This window comes from Streptomyces sp. NPDC058371 (assembly GCF_042723265.1).
Taxonomy (GTDB): domain Bacteria; phylum Actinomycetota; class Actinomycetes; order Streptomycetales; family Streptomycetaceae; genus Streptomyces.
Genome location: NZ_JBHXJC010000001.1, coordinates 1101775 through 1118224, shown reverse-complemented (window position 1 = coordinate 1118224; position 16450 = coordinate 1101775). Strand labels below are relative to the sequence as shown.

Annotated in this window: 12 protein-coding genes; 2 read left to right on the top strand and 10 right to left on the bottom strand. The window is 71.0% G+C overall.

The features are described 5' to 3' along the window. Window positions 1-10: 10 nt before the first annotated feature. The 3 genes from ACFWM2_RS04810 to ACFWM2_RS04800 all read right to left on the bottom strand — a co-directional run bounded on the left by ACFWM2_RS04810 (window position 11) and on the right by ACFWM2_RS04800 (window position 3571). Window positions 11-2377 carry a glycoside hydrolase family 65 protein gene (locus ACFWM2_RS04810; protein WP_383273007.1) on the bottom strand — a complete coding sequence of 789 codons (2367 nt, stop codon included), beginning with the start codon at window positions 2375-2377 and terminating at the stop codon, window positions 11-13. Beyond that, complete coding sequence (locus ACFWM2_RS04805) at window positions 2374-3111, bottom strand: beta-phosphoglucomutase family hydrolase (protein ID WP_383273005.1); 738 nt, start codon at window positions 3109-3111, stop codon at window positions 2374-2376. Before ACFWM2_RS04805 ends, ACFWM2_RS04810 begins: the two co-directional genes overlap by 4 nt. Before the next feature lie 64 nt (window positions 3112-3175). Continuing rightward, window positions 3176-3571, bottom strand: a complete 396-nt coding sequence (locus tag ACFWM2_RS04800; protein ID WP_383274155.1) for a nuclear transport factor 2 family protein — start codon at window positions 3569-3571, stop codon at window positions 3176-3178. A gap of 86 nt (window positions 3572-3657) precedes the next feature. Here ACFWM2_RS04800 and ACFWM2_RS04795 point away from each other — a divergent pair, with 86 nt between their 5' ends. Then, window positions 3658-4332, top strand: a complete 675-nt coding sequence (locus ACFWM2_RS04795; protein ID WP_383273003.1) for a nucleoside/nucleotide kinase family protein — start codon at window positions 3658-3660, stop codon at window positions 4330-4332. A gap of 121 nt (window positions 4333-4453) precedes the next feature. Here the strand turns inward: ACFWM2_RS04795 and ACFWM2_RS04790 are convergent, their stop codons facing one another. Then, window positions 4454-5422: an aldo/keto reductase gene (locus ACFWM2_RS04790; RefSeq protein ID WP_383273001.1), complete on the bottom strand. Its 969-nt coding sequence runs from the start codon at window positions 5420-5422 to the stop codon at window positions 4454-4456. Window positions 5423-5515: 93 nt separating this feature from the next. Beyond that, window positions 5516-6334, bottom strand: a complete 819-nt coding sequence (locus ACFWM2_RS04785) for a peptidoglycan-binding protein (RefSeq protein ID WP_383272999.1) — start codon at window positions 6332-6334, stop codon at window positions 5516-5518. Window positions 6335-6515: 181 nt separating this feature from the next. On the opposite strand from ACFWM2_RS04785, the gene ACFWM2_RS04780 reads away from it, so the two are divergent. Then, entirely contained in the window at window positions 6516-8963 is a 2448-nt protein-coding gene (locus tag ACFWM2_RS04780) for a polysaccharide lyase 8 family protein (RefSeq protein WP_383272997.1), read from the top strand. Window positions 8964-9005: 42 nt separating this feature from the next. On the opposite strand, the gene ACFWM2_RS04775 is transcribed toward ACFWM2_RS04780, so the two are convergent. The 5 genes from ACFWM2_RS04775 to ACFWM2_RS04755 are packed head-to-tail and all read right to left on the bottom strand — an operon-like array spanning window position 9006 to window position 16246. Continuing rightward, window positions 9006-10541: an HAD-IA family hydrolase gene (locus ACFWM2_RS04775; protein ID WP_383272995.1), complete on the bottom strand. Its 1536-nt coding sequence runs from the start codon at window positions 10539-10541 to the stop codon at window positions 9006-9008. 22 nt (window positions 10542-10563) lie between these two features. Continuing rightward, the gene (locus ACFWM2_RS04770) at window positions 10564-13437 is read right to left on the bottom strand and encodes a glycoside hydrolase family 2 TIM barrel-domain containing protein (RefSeq protein WP_383272993.1); all 2874 of its coding nucleotides are present in this window, start codon (window positions 13435-13437) and stop codon (window positions 10564-10566) included. Window positions 13438-13449: 12 nt separating this feature from the next. After that, on the bottom strand, window positions 13450-14505 hold the full coding sequence (locus tag ACFWM2_RS04765) for a hydroxyacid dehydrogenase (RefSeq protein WP_383272991.1): 1056 nt from the start codon (window positions 14503-14505) through the stop codon (window positions 13450-13452). Between the two features lie 2 nt (window positions 14506-14507). After that, window positions 14508-15428: a carbohydrate ABC transporter permease gene (locus ACFWM2_RS04760; protein WP_383272989.1), complete on the bottom strand. Its 921-nt coding sequence runs from the start codon at window positions 15426-15428 to the stop codon at window positions 14508-14510. Beyond that, on the bottom strand, window positions 15425-16246 hold the full coding sequence (locus tag ACFWM2_RS04755; RefSeq protein ID WP_383274152.1) for a carbohydrate ABC transporter permease: 822 nt from the start codon (window positions 16244-16246) through the stop codon (window positions 15425-15427). The genes ACFWM2_RS04760 and ACFWM2_RS04755 overlap by 4 nt, the downstream gene beginning before the upstream one ends. Window positions 16247-16450 lie beyond the last annotated feature (204 nt).

Genomic DNA, 16450 nt, shown 5'->3' with positions numbered 1-16450 from the left:
GGCGGCCCGGTCACACCCCGTTGATCCGGCCCAGCAGCCGGTTGTTCGGGCGGCGGTGCGGCGGCTGGTCCGGGGCCGGGCGCAGCCGGGGTGCGGGGATGTCGCAATGATGGGGTTTGTCGGCGTCGACCGTGAGCGGCTCGCGGTAGTGGTGGATCGTCAGGGGCTCCCCGGCGAGCAGGGTGTAGGTGGCCGTGCCCGCCTTGATCTCCACCCGCAGCCGGCGTCCGAGCAGCTCCAGCGTGAAGGCGAGCCGGCTGAACCGCTCCGGGAGCCGGGGCGCGAACTCGATCGTCTCGCCGTGGTGACGCAGCCCGCCGAAGCCCGCGACCAGCGCCATCCAGGTGCCGGCGAGGGAGGCTATGTGCAGTCCGTCGCGGGTGTTCTGCTCCAAGTCCTCCAGATCCATCAGCGCCGCCTCGACCAGATAGTCGTAAGCGAGATGGGGATGGCCGGCCTCGACGGCGATGACCGCCTGGCAGCACGCCGACAGGGAGGAGTCGCGGACGGTGAGGGGCTCGTAATAGGCGAAATTCCGGGCCTTGTGCTCATCGTCGAAGTAGGGGCTGCACTTGTACATCGCGAGAACCAGGTCCGCCTGCTTCACGACCTGCTTGCGGTAGATGTCGAAGTAGGGGAAATGCAGCATCAGCGGATACTGCTCGGGGCCGGTGGCGGAGAAGTCCCAGCGCTGATAGCGGGTGAATCCGGAGTGCTGCTCGTGGACACCCAGCTCGTCGTTGTAGGGGATGTGCATGGCCTCGGCGGCGTCGCGCCAGGCGGCGCTCTCCTCGTCGTCGACACCGAGGGCCGCGGCCTGCCGGGGATGGCGCTCCACGACGTCGGCGGCGGCCAGCAGGTTCGTACGGGCCATGAGATTGGTGTACGTGTTGTCGTCCGCGACCGCGCTGTACTCGTCCGGGCCCGTCACCCCGTCGATGTGGAACTTGCCCTGGTGGTCGTGGTGGCCCAGCGACCGCCACAGCCGGGCCGTCTCCACCAGCAGCTCGACGCCGGTGTCCCGTTCGAAGCGGTGGTCGCCGGTGACGGCGGTGTAGCGCACGACGGCGTCGGCGATGTCGGCGTTCACGTGGAACGCGGCGGTGCCGGCCGGCCAGTACGCCGATCCCTCGGAGCCCTCGATGGTCCGCCAGGGGAAGGCCGCGCCCTTGAGGCCGAGCTGGACGGCCCGGTCGCGGGCGGCGGGCAGGGTGTTCTGCCGCCAGCGCAGCGCCTCGGCCACGGCGCCGGGCGAGGTGTACATGAGCAGGGGCAGCACGAACGTCTCGGTGTCCCAGAAGGCATGTCCGTCGTATCCCGAGCCGGTGAGGCCCTTCGCGGGGATGGCTCGCTGCTCGGCACGCGCACCGGCCTGCAGGACGTGGAAGAGGGCGAAGCGGACGGCCTGCTGGATCTCCTCGTCGCCGTCCACCTCGACGTCCGCCCGCGCCCAGAAGCCGTCCAGGTACGCGCGCTGTTCGTCGACGAGCCCCTGCCAGCCGCCGCTGGTGGCGCCCGCGAGCGCCGCGTCGACCTGGTCGCTCACGGCGGGCAGCGACCGTGAGCTCGACCAGCCGTGCGAGACGAGTTTCTCCACCCGCAACTGCTCGCCGGGGGCGAGGACCGAGGTGACGGTGAGGCGGGCGACGTTCTGGCTGCTCTCGCTGTCCGTCGCGGTCCCGGCGGGGCCGGTGACGCGATGGTCGGCGGCCGCGCCGACGCGCAGGCCACTGCGCCGGGTGCGGTGCACGAGCCGCAGCCGGCGGCCCGCCGCGAAGTGCTCCTCCGGCTCCAGCGGCGAGTCCAGCGCCACCGCGGCCCGCGGGTCGCCGTTGCGGCCCGGCAGCTGCTCGTTGGCGACGAGTTCCGACTGGACGACGATCCTGGCCTCGCTGTCGACGGCCTCGACCTCGTAGGCGACGGCCGCGATCGCGCGCTGGGTGAAGGACACCAGCCGCGTCGAGCGCACCCGGACCGTCGTCCCGGCCGGCGACGTCCACTCGCACGTGCGGGTGAGCAGGCCGGTGCGCAGGTCGAGTACGCGCTCGTGGGACCGCAGCCGTCCGTAGCGCAGGTCGAACGGCTCGTCGTCGACCAGCAGCCGGATGATCTTCCCGTTGGTGACGTTGATGACGGTCTGCCCGGACTCGGGATAGCCGTATCCCGCCTCGGCGTAGGGCAGCGGGTGGGTCTCGTGGACGCCGTTGAGATAGGTGCCCGGCAGGCCGTGCGGTTCGCCTTCGTCGAGATTGCCGCGCCAGCCGACATGGCCGTTGGACAGCGCGAAGACGGACTCGCTCTGCGGCAGGACCTCCAGATGGAGGACGTGTTCGCGCAGGGCCCAGGGCTCGACGGCGTACGAGGTGTGGGTGATCACCGCGGTGCCCCCAGTTCGGCGAGATCCCGTACGACGACGTCGGCGCCGTGGGCGCGCAGTGCGTCGCCCTGGCCGACGCGGTCGACACCGACCACGTATCCGAAGTGTCCCGAGCGGCCGGCGTCCATGCCGGCCAGCGCGTCCTCGAAGACGGCGGCGGCCGACGCGTCGACGCCCAGGTCCTTGGCGGCGGCCAGGAACGTGTCCGGTCGCGGCTTGCCGGGCAACTGCCGTTCGGCGGCGACCACGCCGTCGACACGGACGTCGAAGAGGGACTCCGCGCCGACCGACTTCAGGACGTCCGCGCAGTTGGCGCTGGACGAGACGACCGCGGTGCGCAGCCCGTGCGCGCGGACGGCCTCGACATAGCGCAGTGTGCTGTCGTAGGCCTCGACTCCGTCGGTGCGGATCAGCTCCAGGAGCAGGTCGTTCTTGCGGTTGCCCAGCCCGTGGACCGTCGCGTCGTCCGGGGAGTCGTCGGGCTTGCCCTCGGGCAGTTCTATGCCGCGGGAGGCGAGGAAGGAGCGGACGCCGTCGGCGCGGGGGCGTCCGTCCACGTACTCGTCGTAGTCGGCGTCACCGAAAGGGCGGAAGCCGTCACCGTCGCGTCGGCGCAGGAAGTCGTCGAACGTCCGCTTCCACGCGGCCGCGTGCACGACGGCGGTCTTGGTGATCACCCCGTCGAGATCGAAGAGGCAGGCCTGGATTTCTTTCGGGAGACCGAGCTCAGTCATGGCTAGAGCCTTCCCCGTGCGCGGCAGGTCACCGAGTGGCGAGCGCCACACCGGGACCGGTGCCTCAGCTCTGCGGAAACGAGTGATGCTCGTGCGCGACCGTCCACCGTCCGCCCTCCTTGCGCAGCCCGAAGGTCAGGCGCAGCCGGAGCGCGGGCCGCGCGGTGAGTTCGTCGGGAGTTCCGCAGCTCAGCAGGGCGTAGGCGTACGCGACGTCGGCGCCCGCGGTGATGTCGAGGGAGTCGATCTCGAAGGACGCGCCCTGCGCCTGCCATTCGAAGAACGGAGGCCAGGTCGCGCGGTACTCGGCGAGCCCGCGGATGCCCTCGTAGGGCGGCGGAACGTCGAACATCACGATCTCGTCCGCGTGGTCCGCGACCACCGCGTCCAGGTCGCCGCCGTGCACGGCCGCGGCCCACTGCTCGATCAGGGTGCGAATCTGCTGCTCGTCGTCGGGCATGATCCGTTCATACTCCTTGTGGGGCATCGGGGGACCGTCCCCCCAGCAGAACTCACCGCTGCCGGACCGATTGCGGGAACACGCCCATGACCTTCGACGAACTCCTGGAACGGGCGGCGGGACTCGTCCGCCCCGGCAGGCGCGCCCTCCTGGGCATCGCCGGCAGCCCCGGCGCGGGCAAGACGACTCTCGCCGAGCAGCTGGTCAGGGCGTTGAACGGAGACGGTGAGCCCTGGGTGGCGCAGGTCCCGATGGACGGTTTCCATCTCGCGGACGTCGAGCTGGACCGGCTCGGGCGCCGGGACCGCAAGGGCGCTCCCGACACGTTCGACGCCTCGGGCTACGCGGCACTGCTGCGCCGTCTGCGCGAGGAGCAGGACGAGGTCGTCTACGCACCGGGGTTCGAGCGGACCCTGGAGCAGCCCATCGCGGGGTCCATCGCCGTTCCCCGCACCGCGCGGCTCGTCGTCACGGAGGGCAACTACCTCCTCGTACCGGACGGTGACTGGGCTCGTGTACGGCCGCAGCTGGACGAGGTCTGGTTCTGCGAACTGGACGAGGAGGAGCGCGTCCGGCGCCTCGTCGCCCGCCACGAGCGGTTCGGCAAGGACCGCGAGGCCGCCCGCGCCTGGGTCCTCGGCACGGACCAGCGCAATGCCGACCTGATCGCCACGACCCGCGGCCGGGCGGACCTGGTCGTCCCGGCGACGCTCGCTCCGCTGCCGGCCGCTGCCCGCCCGGAAGACCGCCACCTTCGGTGAGCCGGCGCGGACGACAACCGCCCGCGGACCACCGTGGGCGGCCGAGCGTCCCGTCGGGACAGGCCGGCTTCACCGCACCCGGCGCCGACCGGACCCGCGCGGGGCCCGGCCGCCGCGCGGCTCAGTGACCGCTGATGGAGCGCGGTGCGTACGGCTGCTCCAGCTGCTCGATCTCCTTCTCGGTCAGTTCGAGGGAGAGGGCGGCGACCGCGTCGTCCACGTGCTGCGGTTTGCCGGCGCCGACGATGGGCGCGGTGACGGCGCTCTGCCGCAGCAGCCAGGCGAGGGCGATTCGGGCCCGCGGGACATCGCGTTCGGCGGCGATCCGGCCGACGGCGTCGACGATGACGCGGTCGCCCTCCTGGTACAACTTCTTCCCGAACTCGTCCGTGCGGCTGCGGGTGCTGGTGGCGTCCCACTCACGGGCCAGGCGGCCGCGGGCGAGGGGACTCCACGGCAGTACGCCCACGCCCTGGTCCTGGCAGAGCGGCAGCATCTCCCGCTCCTCCTCCCGGTACAGGAGGTTGTAGTGGTTCTGCATGGAGACGAACCGCGTCCAGCCGTTCAGCCGGGCGGTGTACTGGGCCTTGGAGAACTGCCACGCGTACATCGAACTGGCCCCGATGTAGCGGGCCTTGCCCGCCTTGACCACGTCGTGCAGCGCCTCCATCGTCTCCTCGATCGGGGTGGCCGCGTCCCAGCGGTGGATCTGGTAGAGGTCGACGTAGTCGGTGCCCAGGCGGCGCAGGCTGTTGTCGATCTCCGTCATGATCGCCTTGCGGGACAGGCCGTGGGCGTTGGGACCCTCGTGCATCGCGCCGTTGACCTTGGTCGCGATGACGATCTCCTCGCGGCGCGCGAGGTCACCCAGCACCCTGCCGACGATCTCCTCGCTGGTGCCGTCGGAGTACACGTTCGCCGTGTCGAAGAAGTTGATCCCGGCCTCCAGGGCCTGCCGGATCAACGGGCGGGACGCCTCCTCGTCGAGGGTCCACTCGTGGACGCCGCGGTCCGGCATGCCGAAACTCATGCATCCCACGCAGATGCGGGACACGTCGAGGCCCGTCGCGCCGAGCTTCACAAACTGCATGCTCACTCCTGCCTTCACCGAGGTGGGGCGTGCCTCACCCCAGGCTGACGGTACCGGGGAGAGCTGTGCGCGGGCAGGCCTCCTCGCCGGGACCTACCCGCCCACTGCCGCGGTGAGGGACTCCAGCCTGGTGCGCGTGTCGTTGCCGTAGACGCCCGTCTCGTCGCCGCGGATGTCGTACCAGACCTGGAAGCGGGTGACGGCGGCCGTGAGAGCGGCGTCGTAGGTGCCGTTCGTGGCGCCGTTGGTGTACACGTCCGGGATCCGCAGCAGGCGTTGCTGAAGCTCTGTCACCGCGGCACCGCTGTCTCCCACCCGGAGGGTGCCGGGACCGTCGGGGTCGTCCCCGGTGCGGGGTGGCGCGGGGACGGCGGACGCCGGGGGTGCCGGTGGGGTGACGGGGGCCTGGGCCTGGGCCGCGCGACCGGGGCCGTCATCGGGGAGCAGGCGGGCGGCGGTGAAGCCGAGCAGGGCCGCCGCGGCCACCGCCATGGCCGTCGCGGCGCGACTGGGGCCGGCGCCGTCCACGAGGTATCGCCAGCGCGCTCGACGGGATGCCGGGCTGGCGGCCGGCGGCACCTGGACAATCGGGTCCTCGCCCATGGAGTGGTCGACCACCGGGCTCGGCATCACCGGGTCGTAGTCGACCGGCTCGTAGTCCTCCGGGGCATGGCCAACCGGGTCGTAGTCGACCGGCTCGTAGTGGACCGGGGCATGGCCGACCGGCTCGTAGTCGACCGGGTCATGGTCAACAGGGTCATCGTCAACCGGGACGTCCGCCGTGCCGGTCTCCTTCTCCCGTACCCGTCTCAGCAGTTCCGCCAGGGAGTCCGGGCGGGGGCGGGGCTGGACGTCGGTGGGTTCCAGTGCCGGGCGTTCCGGCCGACGTGCGGGTCTGGGCGGTATCGACACACTGCTCTCCTTCCGCGCGCACGGTGTTCCGCCATCCCCGTGGAGTGATACGTGGACTGGGGACCGCGGGTTCAGCCGACGACCCGCACCACCGCCCACGCATTCTCATCAAACGATCGATACGCTCAATTCGGCAAGAGTTGTTGAGCGTTTGAACGATGGCGTGCTAGAAACCGCGCTCATGACGACTCGTTGGTCACGCCGCGGCTTTCTGGCCGCGAGCGGCGGCACCGCACTTGCCCTCGGCGCGGGTGGCAGCGCCGCCGCCGCTCCCCTGTCCGCCATCGCCACGACCGAGGCCGCGGACGAGTTCGCGACCCTGCGCGCCAAGTGGCGCACCCTGATCCTCGGTGCGGGATTCAGCCCCACCGCGGAACCCTTCAAGAGCAGACTCACCGAACTGGGCTCCACCGCTGGTCAGTTGCAGTCCGCCATGGCGCCCGGAACCGGTTCCCTGTGGCCCGACCTGGTCTACGCCGACCCGGAACCCGACACCGACCAGGAGTCGTACGGCTTCTCGGGCAACATGAACACCAGCTACAGCCGGCTGAGCACGCTCGCCCAGGCCTACTGCCAGCAGGGCACGGGACTGACCGGCGACGCGGGGCTCAGGGACGACATCCTCACCGGGCTCGACCACCTCCACTCCGAGGTCTACAACGACAGCCAGGCGCGCTACGGCAACTGGTACAGCTGGCAGATAGGCGCGCCGCAGGCACTGCTGGACGTCTGCGTGCTCATGTACGACCAGCTGCCGGCCGCCCGGATCACCGACTACCTGAAGGCCGTCGACCATTTCGTACCCGACTCGGCCGTCGCCGCCTACACCGGGACGAGCACCGGCGCGAACCGCGTCGACCTGTGCCGGGTGCTGGCCCTGCGGGGTGTCGTCGGTGCGAACTCCGCCAAGATCACGCTGGCCCGGGACGCGCTCTCCCCCGTCTTCCCGTATGTGAGCAGCGGGGACGGCCTCTACACCGACGGCTCGTTCATCCAGCACACCACCGTCCCCTACACGGGTTCGTACGGCTCGGTCATGCTGGGCGGGCTCGGCTTGCTCTTCGCGCTGCTCACCGGGTCGACCTGGGAAGTCACCGACAGCAAACGGCAGATCGTCTTCGACGCGGTGGAGAACGCCTGGGCGCCGTTCCTCTACAACGGACTCGTCATGGACGGGGTGTCCGGGCGGGCGGTCAGCCGTGGTCTGACCGCCTCCGACCCCAAGCAGATCCAGCAGGACGACCATCTGCGCGGCCATCCGATCCTCGCCTCGATCGTGCTGCTCGGACAGGGGGCGGGGAGCGGCCAGAACGCGCGCTGGCGCGGCCTGGTGAAGGGCTGGATGCAACGCGACTACTACAGCCCGCCGATGAGCGACCCCGGCCTGGGACTGACAAGTCTCGCCCGGCTCAAGGGAGTTCAGGACGACACCACCGTGTCCGCAATCGCCGAGCCGACCGGGCACCGCCTGTTCACCAGCATGTCCCGGGCCACCCATCGCCGCCCCGGCTGGGCCGCGTCGATCAGCATGGCCGACCGCCGGATCACGTACTACGAGACGGGCAACGGCGAGAATCTGCGCGGCTGGCACACCGGTGCCGGAATGCTGTACTGGTGGGGCGACACGTTCGCCAACGGCCAGTACAGCGACGCTTTCTGGCCCACCGTCGACCCGTACCGGCTGCCCGGCACGACGGCGTCGCGCAAGGTGCTGGCGGACGCGGCGGGCGGCGACTGGGGCGCGTCGCTGCCGGACGTGAACTGGGTCGGCGGGGCGACGGACGGGCAGCGGGCCGCCGTCGGCCAGTACCTCAAGGGGCTGCAGAGCACCCTGCTGGCGAAGAAGTCGTGGTTCTGTCTGGACGACGCGATCGTCTGTCTCGGCGCCGGGATCAAGTGCACCGACGGCACGGCCGTGGAGTCGACGGTCGAGAACCGCAATCTGGGCGCCACCGGGACCACGTCCTTCCAGGTCGACGGGGTCGCCAAGCCCACCACCCACCCCTGGTCGCAGACCCTCACCGGCGCGAAGTGGGCGCACATCGGCGGCCACGGCGGCTATGTCTTCCCCGGCGGGGCAACGGTCAAGGCGCTGCGCGAGGCCCGCGACGGCAAGTGGAGCGACATCAACAAGGGCGGCTCCACCACGGTCCTGAACCGCACGTACCTGACGATGTACGTCGACCACGGCACGAACCCGGCCAACGCCTCGTACGCCTATCTGCTCATGCCCGGCGCCACGGCCGCAGGGACCCAGTCCCGCGCCGCGGCGACGAGCTGGCTGACGGTGCTCGCCAACACGGACGACCAGCAGGGCGTCAGGGTCCCTTCGCTCGGCTTCACCGGGGTCAACTTCTGGTTCGGCGGCACGGTCGGTGACCTCACCGCGAGCAACCCGTGCTCCGTGATGATCAGTGAGAGGAGCGACGGCACCGCGGTCATCTGCGTCAGCGATCCGATGCGCATGCAGACCGGCCTCACGCTCACCTGGAACAGGGCGGTCGCCTCGGTGACCGCCAAGCCGTCCACGGTCACCTCCGCGACCACCGGCCCGGCCCTGAAGCTCACCTTCGGCGACCTCAGTGGCACCGCCGGCGTCACCCAGAAGATCACCGTCAAGCTCGGCTGACGGCTCCCCGGGGGACGCCGGCCCGGCACCGGCGTCCCCCGGTCAGGTGGCGGTGCCCCCTGACGGCCGGCTCTGCGGGTCTCCAGGCGCCCCCTCCGACACCTGGAGACCCGCGGTCCATAGGTCGCGTACGCCGATTCCGGTCAGTTCGCCGCGCACGGTGCGCCGCGTTCCGGGGGTGATCGGCGCGTACGACGGTACGGCGAGCACCCGGCAGCCCGCCGCCTCGGCGGCGGCGACCCCCGCCGGGCTGTCCTCGACGGCGAGGCAGGCCGCGGGGTCGACACCGAGCGCCCGGGCCGCCGCCAGATAGGGGTCGGCGGCGGGCTTGGTACGGGGTGTCTCGCCCTCGGCGACCGTGGTGCGGAACATGTCCGCGCCCAGCACCTTGAGGACGGCGTCCACCACCGGTCGCGGCGAGGCCGAGACCAGCGCTGCCGGAATGCCCAAGTCGCCGAGCAGGGGCAGGAGTTCGAGGGCGCCGGGCAAGGGAGCGGTCTCCGCCTCGACGGCGGCCAGGAAGGCGGTGTCGAGTTCGGCGGCGAGCGCCTCCGTGTCATGTCCCGTCATCCGGTGCAGATATGACGCGGTGTCACCGACCGCGCGGCCGAGGACATGGGGCATGTCCTCCTCTCCGAGTTCGTGCCCGACGCGGGCCGCGCTCTCGCGCACCGTCCTCAGCCACAGTGACTCCGTGTCGACGAGGGTGCCGTCCATGTCGAGGAGCACCGCGTGCGGAGCGGCCGCGAAGGGCCGGCCGTCGAGCGTCCAGTGCCGGTCGGCGAGGCGTCCCACCGAGGCGAACACCTGGGCGGCGACATCGACATGACGTACCTCCGCGGGTGCCGCGGCGATGCCCGGGCCCGCGGCGATGAGCCAGGCGGTGCGTTCCTGGGGCGAGCGGCCGCCGTGTCCGCCCGCGTCGACGTGTCCGTGGTCGGTGACGACGAGGAAGGTCCACTGTTCGCAGTCGTACGACGGCCGGGCGCGCACCGCCGCCAGCAGGCGCCCGAGCCGTTCGTCGGCCCGCAGCACGGAGGCCTCGTACGCGTCCGAACAGCCGAGGAAGTGCGCGGTCTCGTCGGGCGCGCCGAGATAGACGAACGACGCCTCGACGTCGTCGTCCGCGAGCACGCGCACGGCTTCCTCGGTGATCCGCTCGTCGCACTCCTCCCACGCCTCGGGGGTGTCGGCGGCCGGGGCGACGTACGCGGTCCTGGACGGGGCCCGGAAGAGCGGGCCGCCGTCGCGGACCTGCATCAGGGGCCGCCAGCCGGCCGCGACGAACGTACGGCGGCCGTCCTGTTCGGCGAGGCGGGTGGCGAAGTCGGGGAAGACCTCCAGCCGGTGGCCGCTGAAGTCGTTGCTCCACACGCCGTGTTTGGCGGCGGTCACACCGGTGACGACGGTCGCCCAGCACGGGCCCGACATGGTGGGGGTGCGCTCGTCCACCTCGACGGGCGCGAGGAAGCCCGCGGCCGCCAGGGCGTCCAGGTGCGGGGTGGGCAGACGGCGCAGCACATCGAGGCGTACGCCGTCGATGCCGACGACGAGGACGCGCTGGACGGCACCGGGCATGACAGGTCCTTTCGGCACGGCGTCACAGGCCGCGCAGGGTCAGGCGGAGCATGGTCGGTTCGGCGTGCAGGGTGTGCTGGGGCAGGGTGCCGGGGCCGCAGGAGGCGCTGCCGAGGCCGTGATGGGCCGCGTCGATGTTGACGTGGACCCGGTCGCCCGGCGTCAGGTCGGTGGAGTGGCGGGCCGCGTCGAGCCGGTGGCTGGTCCAGCGGCGCACGGTGAGGTCGAATCCGCCGGTCACTTCGAGGCCGCCGCCGTCGCCGGTGAGGCGGGCCCGGCGGACCTCGTGCCGGTTGCCGTTCTCCTGCGGGCGCACGTACGGCGTCTGCAGCGCGTCGACACTGCGGCGGAACCGGCCGAGCCGTGCGGCGGCGGCCGAGTCGCGGTAGGCCTCGCCGGGCCCTCTGCCGTACCAGTCCACGGTGTCGATCCAGCCGGGCAGCGCGAGCCGGACGCCGATCCGGGGCAGGGGCAGCGGCCAGTCGCCGAGCGGGGCGACGGCCAGGTCAAGCCGCAGTGCCTCGCCGTCGGCGCTCCAGTGGTACGTGGCGGTCAGGGCGGCGTCACCGCCGGCGGGCGCGACGCGGGTGACGACGGTGAGGCCGTCGCCGGCCGGGACGACGTCGAGGACCCTGGTGGTGAGGCGGTGCAGTCCGAAGTCGCGCCAGCGGTCGGCGAGGCGCGGACCGAGTTCGTCGTTGTCGGTGGGGGCACGCCAGACGTCCAGGACGGGCCCGTCGAGTGCGAGGCCGCCGAGGCCGCGCAGCTCACCGGTGACGGGATCGAAGCGCGCCGGTCCGATGTCCAGCCGGTCGGCGGTGCGCGTCACGGCCGAGGGTCCGCGCTGGGGCCGGCCGGACTCCCGGAACGTGCCGGTCACCGACTGGCCCCAGGCGATCTCGTGCCCGGCCGCGGCCCAGGGTTCGTCCTCGGCGAGTTCGGCCACGACGGTCAGCGAGCGCTCCCCCGCGGACGGCGGCAGCGCCGGCTGGGGCAGCGTCGTGCGTGCGCCGGCGGCCAGCGCCGCTACGGCGAGTTCACCTTCGGCGACCGGCTCGCCGTCGTCCTCCGCCCGCCAGCGGAAGCGCAGGTGGGAGGTGTCGCGGAAGTCGTGCCCGTTGTGGATCCTGATCAGCGCGTCCGCCGCGCAGACGTCGATCCGGACGGGTTCGACGACCTTCTTGTACTCGACCAGACCCGGCGACGGTGTCCGGTCGGGCAGGACGAGACCGTCGGCGACGAAGTTCGCGTCATGGACCGGCTCGCCGAAGTCCCCGCCGTACGCGAAGTACCGGCGTCCGTCCGGGGTGTGGCGGGCGATGCCGTGGTCGATCCACTCCCATACGAAGCCGCCTTGGAGACGCGGATAGGCCTCGAACAGCCGCTGGTACTCACTCAGTCCGCCGGGGCCGTTGCCCATCGCGTGGGCGTACTCGCAGAGGATGAAGGGCAGTTGACGCCGGTGCGCGTCCAGGGCCGGGTCGTCGGTGGGCGGCTCCTCGCCGCGGCCGATCAGCTCGGTCTCGGCGTGGTCGGCGTACATCCTGCTGTAGACGTCGACGTATCCGCTGTCCCGGTCGCCCTCGTAGTGGATCGGGCGTGAGGGGTCGCGGTCACGGGTCCAGGCCGCCATCGCGGCGAGGTTCTCGCCGCTGCCGCTCTCGTTGCCGAGGGACCACATGATGACGCTGGGGTGGTTCTTGTCGCGCTCGACCAGCCGGCGCATGCGGTCCAGACAGGCTTCGCGCCAGCGCGTGTCGGCGGCCGGGTTGCCGCGCCAGTCGACCTGCTCGAAACCGTGCGTCTCCAGGTCGCACTCGTCGACGACCCAGAGCCCGTACTCGTCGCACAGGGCGAGGAATTCACTGCTGGGCGGGTAGTGACTGGTCCGTACGGCGTTGATGTTGTGCCGCTTCATGAGCAGGACGTCGCGCAGCATGGTCGCGTCCGAGAGGGTGCGGCCCGTCTCGGGGTCCCATTCGTGGCGGTTGACACCCCGCAGCAGGATGCGGCGTCCGTTGACCTTGAGCAGCCCGTCCTCGACGGTGACGGTACGGAACCCGATGCGTACGTGGACCCGCTCACTGCCCGTCGTCAACTCGCCCAGGTACAGGTGCGGTTGCTCGGCGCTCCAGGGGACGACGTCCTCGAAGGTGTGCGGCCCCGCCGGGTCGGCGTCCTGGAGGCCGAGCGCCGGTACGGACAGGCGGGCGGCGCCGCTGGTGTCGATCCGGAGCGTGCCGGCGCCGGTGGTGTGGTCATAGTCGGCGTGCACGAAGAAGTCGTCGAGGCCTCCGGCGGGCCGGGACAGCAGCCGCACCGAGCGGAAGATGCCGGACAGCCACCACATGTCCTGGTCCTCGAGGTAGCTGCCCGCGGACCACTGGTGGACGCGTACGGCCAGCAGGTTGGGCCCGGTGCGCAGGGCTTCGGTGGCGTCGAACTCGGTGGGCACCCGGCTGCCCTTGCCGTCGCCGAGGCGGACGCCGTTGAGCCACACCGCGAAGCACGAGTCGACACCGTCGAACCGCAGCACGCTGCGGCCCGCGGGCCAGTCGCCGGGGAGGGTGAAGACGCGCCGGTACTCGCCGGTCGGGTTCTCGTCGGGTACCCGCGGCGGGTCGATCGGGAACGGGTAGGTGACGTTGGTGTAGGCGGGTGCGCCGATGCCGTGCAGTTGCCAGCAGGAGGGGACGGGCAGCCGGTCCCAGTGGGTGTCGTCGAAGGCGGGGTCCTCGAAACCGAGGGCGAGGTCGTGCAGTCCGGCGGCGGCGCGGAAGCGCCAGGGGCCGTCGAGTTCGAGGCACGGTGCGTCCGAGTCGAAGCGGGCGCGGGGGGCGAGGCGGCCGTGGCCCGGGGCGGGGTCCTCGACGTAGCCGGTGTCCTGGTCAGCCATGGAAACTCCTGTTCAGGCCGAGCGGGCCAGCTCGTCGGGGCCGACCCCGTGGGCGAACGGGAGGCCTTGCGCGTAGCGGTGGACTTCGTCGACGGCCCAGTGCGTCATCCGTCCGAGTTCATTTCCGAGGGAGCCGGCGATGTGCGGGGTGAGCAGCACGTTCGGCAGCCCGTACAGGGGCGACGACTCGGGCAGTACGTCGGGTTCCGTCACGTCGAGTACGGCGTGGACGCGGCCGGACACCAGGTGCGGGGTGAGCGCGTCGGTGTCGACGAGGGAGCCGCGCGCGGTGTTGATGAGCGTGGCGCCGTCCCGCAGGAGGGCGATGCGACGCGCGTCGAACATGTGGCGCGTCTCGGGGAGTTGGGGTGCGTGGATGGACACCACGTGGCTGCGCTCGACGAGTTCGTCGAGCTCGACGGGTTCCGCGCCCAGGGCCCGGGCGTCGTCATGTGCCACGTACGGGTCGTGCACGAGGATGTCGAGGTCCAGTGGGCGGAGCAGTTCGACGACGCGCCGTCCGATGCGCGAGGCGCCGACGATGCCGACCGTGCGGTGGTAGTTGCCGTGTCCGGCGAAGTACGGCAGCAGCGCGGGCTGTTGGCGCGTGTCGGCGTAGAGGCGGGCGATGTCGAGGACCCGCTTGTTCGCGAACAGGATCGCGGCCAGGGTGAACTCGGCGACCGGCAGGGCGTTGGCGGCCGCCGCGGAGGAGACGGCGATGCCGCGCTCCCACACGGACTCCGTGACGTGGTGCTTGATGGAGCCCGCCGCGTGGACGACCGCGCGCAGCCTCGGCATACGGTTCAGCGCGTCCTCGGTCAGCAGGGGGGCGCCCCAGTGCGTGAAGAGGACTTCCACCGCGGCCAGTTCGGTGCCGTCGGCGATGCCGAAGTCGGTGATGTGCGTGGCGGTGTCCACCGAGGCGACGGCCCGCAGCCGGTCGAGCGCTCCCTCGGCGAGAAGTGAGCTGTGGATGTCGTGGCCCATGGCGAGCGCGGCGCGCGGGAGTGGGGCCGTGTCCGCTCGGTCCGGGACGTTCAGGAGGGTGCTTTCCGGTACGGGCATGGTCACTTCACCGCGCCGGCGGTCAGGCCCGAGCGCCAGAAGCGCTGGAGGCAGATGAAGGCGAGGATCAGCGGGACCACGGCGACGAGGGAACCCGTGATGACGAGCGAGTAGTACTCGGGCTGCTGCTGCGTGACGCTGTTCCACATGAACAGACCGAGGTTGACGGGGTAGAGCTTGTCGTCGTTGAGCATCACGAGCGCACCGAAGAAGTTGTTCCAGCTGGAGGTGAACGAGAACAGGAAGATGGTCATGAAGCCGGGCGCGAGCATCGGCAGCGAGATGCCGGCGAAGGTGCGCAGCTCACCCGCGCCGTCGACACGGGCCGCCTCCAGAACCTCGCCGGGCACGTACCCCTCGGAGAAGACCCGGGCGAGATAGACGCCGAACGGGTTGACCAGGGCGGGCAGCAGCAACGCCCAGTAGGTGTTCACGATCCCGGCCTTGGTGGCGAGGAGGTACATCGGCAGCTGGATCACCGTGGTGGGGACCAGGACGCCGCCGAGGACCAGCCCGAACAGCTTCTCCTTGCCCTTGAAGTCGTACTTGTCGAAGGCGTAGCCGGTGGCGATGCACAGGAACGTGGAGGCCGCCGAGCCGATCACCGAGTACAGGATGCTGTTGCCGAACCAGCGCAGGTAGATGCCGTCATTGAAGGTGAAGACGCGATGCAGGTTCGTGAAGAGGTTGAAGTCGCCGAGGGCGAAGCCTGAAGTGCCGAACAGGTCGCGGTTGTTCTTGGTCGCGGCGAACAGCAGCCAGCTGACCGGCATCAGCGTGTAGAAGGCCGCGAAGATCAGCAGACCGTTGACGACGCCCTTGGAGAGCAGGGTGCTGGAGGAGGCGCGGCGGCGGACGGCCGGCCCGACCGTCCGCCCGGGCGGTGCCTCGGCGGGACGTGACGTCCGGGTGATGGTGCTCATGATGCCGCCTTCCACCGGTTGCCGAGCCGGGTGACGATGTAGGAGAGGAGGATGCCGAGCAGGGCGAGCAGCAAGGACGCGGCGGCGGCCATGCCGTAGTCGTGCTGCACGAATCCCGCCTTCCAGATGAACAGGGTCGGCGACCACTCGGTGTCGATGGAGGGCGCTCCGCGCTGGTTGAGGAGCTTCGGCTCGGTGAAGATCTGGATGGCGCCGACACAGGTGAACAGGACAGTCATGACGACCGCGGAAGCGATCATCGGGACCTTTATCTGCAGCGCCGTCCGGATCGCGCCCGCTCCGTCGACGACGGCCGCTTCGATCACTTCGCGCGGCACGGCCTGCAGGGCGGCGTAGAAGATGACCATGTTGTAGCCGATCCACTGCCAGGCGCAGAGGTTGACCATGGACGACAGCACATGGTCGTTGCTGTAGAAGTTCCAGGAGCCGCCGAAGGCACCGATCCAGTCGAGCACCGGGCTCAGGCCCGGGGTGTACAGATAGATCCAGATGATCGAGGCGATCAGTCCGGGGATCGCGTGCGGCAGGAACAGCGCGAGCTGGAAGAACCGCTTGGCGCGCGCCAGCGCGGAGTCGACCAGCAGGGCGAGGAACAGCGAGCCGCCGATCATCACCGGGATGTACAGCGCGCAGTAGAACGAGATGTGGACGAACGAGTCACGGAAGCCGGTGTCCGACAGCGCCTTGGTGTAGTTGGCAAATCCGGAGAACACCCGCTGGGTGCCGCCGAAGCCGAGCCCCGAGGACTGCTCCTGGAACAGGCTCATCCACACGGCATAGCCGATGGGCGCCACCATGACCGCGGCGAACAGCACGAAGAACGGGGTGATGAACAGGGCCGCGGCCCGGCGTTGGCTGCGGCGGAGCCGCGCGGACGCCGGGGCGTTCTTCGGGGGCCGGCTCACGGCCTTCACGGGGTGGGCGACAGGTGCTGCCACTGGTGGGCTCCTTGGCGGGCTGGACGCTTCGGGGAGACGGATCGCGGGCGGGGTCCGGCCGCG